Source organism: Kitasatospora sp. NPDC057512, from assembly GCF_042802135.1.
GTDB lineage: Bacteria > Actinomycetota > Actinomycetes > Streptomycetales > Streptomycetaceae > Kitasatospora.
Genome location: NZ_JBHVET010000840.1, coordinates 1 through 3350 on the forward strand (window position 1 = coordinate 1; position 3350 = coordinate 3350).

The 3350-nt window shown below is 71.5% G+C and carries 2 protein-coding genes; one reads left to right on the plus strand and one right to left on the minus strand.

Annotation, left to right across the window (positions count from 1 at the left end):
- Positions 1 to 141: 141 nt before the first annotated feature.
- On the minus strand, positions 142 to 729 hold the full coding sequence (locus ACFU6K_RS34575) for a TerD family protein (RefSeq protein WP_380669898.1): 588 nt from the start codon (positions 727 to 729) through the stop codon (positions 142 to 144).
- Positions 730 to 1140: 411 nt separating this feature from the next.
- Between ACFU6K_RS34575 and ACFU6K_RS34580 the strand changes: the two genes are divergently transcribed.
- The coding region (locus ACFU6K_RS34580) for a hypothetical protein (RefSeq protein ID WP_380669900.1) at positions 1141 to 3350 on the plus strand (2210 nt) is incomplete at its 3' end.

The following is a 3350-nucleotide window of genomic DNA, read 5'->3' on the forward strand; positions in this document are numbered from 1 at the left end:
CCTTCAGCCATCGCCGCCGGTCACTGCCTCACGCCCGCACGCCACCGCCCGGCCCGACCACCCGGAAGCGCCGGGCGACGACCGGCGTCCCGTCCTCGATGACCGGGACGGCGACCGGCGCCGATAACCCGCCGCAGCGGGTCAGAGGTGCTTGACCAGCTCCGGCATCAGGTCCTGGAAGGTCCGCCCGCTGGCCGGCTGGCCGATCGCGGTCATCTGCCAACCCGTCGCCGTGCGCTGCACCTTGGCCATGACCTGGGCGGTGTACGGGCCGCCGGCGGTGAGCGTGTAGCGGGCCAGCTCGACGCCGGTGGTCTCGTCCACCAGCCGGCAGAAGGCCGCCTCGACCTCCTGGAAGGTCTGCCCGGTGAAGGAGTTGACGGTGAAGACGATCTGGTCGACCTCGGCGGCGACGGCGGTCAGGTCGACCGTGATCGACTCGTCGTCGGTCGCGTCGCCCGCGCCGCCGACCAGGTTGTCCCCGCTGTGCCGGACCGAGCCGTCGTTGCTGTTGAGGTGCTGGAAGAACACCACGTCCACCGGGCGCCCCTGGGCGAACAGCACCGCCGAGGCGTCCAGGTCGATCTCCCGGCCGGCGGCGAGCAGCTTGGCGAAGAAGCCCTTGCGCTCCGCCGCCTTCCAGCCGAGGCCCATCCGGACCAGGCTCAGTTGTCCACCACCCGGCTTCTCCAGGCTGATCTTCTGTCCCTTGGCCAGCGAAACGCTCATCGCGTCCTCCTCGTTCTGCCACCGCCCGTGCCGCGAATCTACAGCACTGTAGAGAATTTATGATCATCGACGGCGCCCTGCGAGCACCCCTACCCCGAACTCCCCCGGACCTCACCCCGACAACGGTCCGCACACTGAGGGAACCGGCGGTCAGACGTCTGGCGTAGCCGTGGACCGCGACCGGACGACCGGGGCGGCGCACGGTCTAGGGTCGGCCCCGAGACCGCCGTCGGCAACCACGACGCGCCGTCTCCGCACCGATCGCCGTACGTCACGACCCACCGTGCCCACGATCCACCGCGCCGACCACTCGCAGTGCCCACGATCCACCGTGCTCACCACGCGCAGTGCTCACGACCGTTCCCGGGCCGCGCCGACCCGCGCCGGCCCGCTCACGCTGGGGGGACCACCATGCCAGAGCAGCACGAAGGAACCGAACAGCACACGACCCCGGAACGCCCGGGGGGATCCCGCCTCGGCCGCCGCAGACTGCTCCGGGCCGGCCTCGGCGCCGGCGGCGCGCTGGCCACCGTCCGGCTGCTGCCCGGCGGCGCCGCCTGGGCCTCCGAGCCGCCGTCCGCACCGGCCGCGGCCAAGGAGTACGGAAACTCGGAGTACCAGGGCCAGTGGCCCACGTCCCACCTGGCCGCCGCCCCCGGGACCGCCGCGCAGACCTGGCCGGACTGGGCCCGCTACGCCCGCATCGCCGACGGCACCTTCAACGAGCCCGCCGACATGCAGAGCGCCGTGGACGCCCTCAAGGCGCAGGAGGTCAGCGTCATCGAGCTGGACACCCTGCTCTCCGACTGGCTCACCGACGCCCAGTTCGCCGCGCACATGGCCGAGGTGAAGCAGTTCACCGGCCTGGCCCACGCCGCCGGCCTCAAGGTCGTCATGTACTACCCGTCGCTGGAGCTGATCTCCCCCGGCGGCGAGAAGGGCCGCTCCTTCTACAAGAACGACCAGGGCAAGAACTGGGTCCAGCGCGACCTCGCCGGCAAGCCCAACGTGTTCTACGGCAGCGTGGTGGTCTGGGTCGACCCGGGCGACGAGAGCGTCTGGCTCAGCCCCAACTCGCCCTGGCGGGACTACTACCTCAAGCGGATCAAGGGCGTGGCCGCGACCGGTGTGGACGGCATCTGGCCGGACGTCCCGATCTACTTCGACGGCGTGCAGTCCTGGTGCGACGCCTCCACCTGGGGCGCCGCCGCGTTCAAGGCCGACACCGGCCTCGCCCTGCCCACGGCCGCGAACTTCGCCGACCCGGTCTTCCGCCGCTACGTCGAGTGGCGCCACCGCAACCTGCTCCGGTTCCAGCTGGACATCGCCGACGCGGGCCGCTCGGTCAACCCCGACCTGGTGACCTTCGTCGAGACCGTGTCGATGGACTACCGCTACGCCACCTCGATCGGCCTGGACGGCGGCTACCTGCGCCAGGCCCCCGGCGCCGTCAGCCAGGTCTGGGAGGTGGACATCCTCGGCAACTACGACGGCATGCGGCACGCCACCGCCTCCGACTGGGTCTGCCTGATCTCCATGTACAAGTACGCCCGCGCCGCCAGCGGCACCAAGCCGGCCTGGGCGTTCTCCTACGGCTGGCAGGCCGACGACGCCTCGCTGGTGATGTCCCAGCTGATCGCGGCCGGCTGCAACCCGTACGAGGTGAAGACCCCGTTCAAGAACGACACCGTGGACGCCGCGATGCGCACCCGGATGTACCGCTTCGTGCGCACCAACCAGGCGAAGCTCTACGACCCGGCCTCCATCGCACAGGTCGGCGTCTACCACTCGGCGCCGTCCCGGGACTACGTGGCCCCGGGTGAGGGCAACGGGATGTACGTCAACGCCAAGGCCCCGGCCGGGATCGCCGACTGGTGGGGCGGTGACGACCCGCAGATGAGCTGTGCCTCGCTCCCCTGGCTCGGCGAGTTCCGGGGAACCGTCAAGGCGCTGGTCTACGCCCACGTCCCGTTCGACACGGTGTCCAGCCCCGGCCTGACCGCCGACGACCTGGCCCGGTTCAAGGTCCTGCTGCTGCCCAACCTCCAGGCGGTCTCGGACACCGAGGCGGCACTGCTGCGCGGCTTCGTCTCGGCCGGCGGAACCATCGTGATCACCGGCCCGGCACCCACCGCGCTGGACGAACTCGGCGGCCAGCGTGCCGAGTTCGCGCTCTCCGACGTGCTCGGCCTGCGCAAGGCCGACCCGCTTCCCGCCGGCAAACGGAACTCCTACGGCAGCGGCAGCTGTTGGTACGTCAAGGCGCTGCCCGGGCTGAGCTACCTCACCAAGACCGACCAGGCCTCGGCGGACCAGCTGCTCACCGCCGTCCAGCAGGCCGCCCCGCCGGCGGTCACCCTCGCCGGGGACCGCCGGATCTTCCTGGACGCCCGACGGCTCGGCGCCGACACCGTCGTCCACCTGGTGAACTTCACCAACTTCGGCGACACCCCGGCGGCGTTCCGCAGCTCACCCGCCAACTGCACGCTCTCCTACGCCCTCCCGGCCGGGGCGGGCGTCACCGCCGTCACCGTCGCGAGCCCGGACGGCACCGACCCGGCGCCCAAGGCCGTCCCGTACACCGTCACCGGCGCGACGGTCAGCGTGCCGCTGACCGTCGC

What these genes read in the sequence shown, in the direction of transcription:
- ACFU6K_RS34575 (WP_380669898.1), bottom strand. Translation starts at nt 729, where the DNA reads ATGAGCGTTTCGCTGGCCAAGGGACAGAAGATCAGCCTGGAGAAGCCG.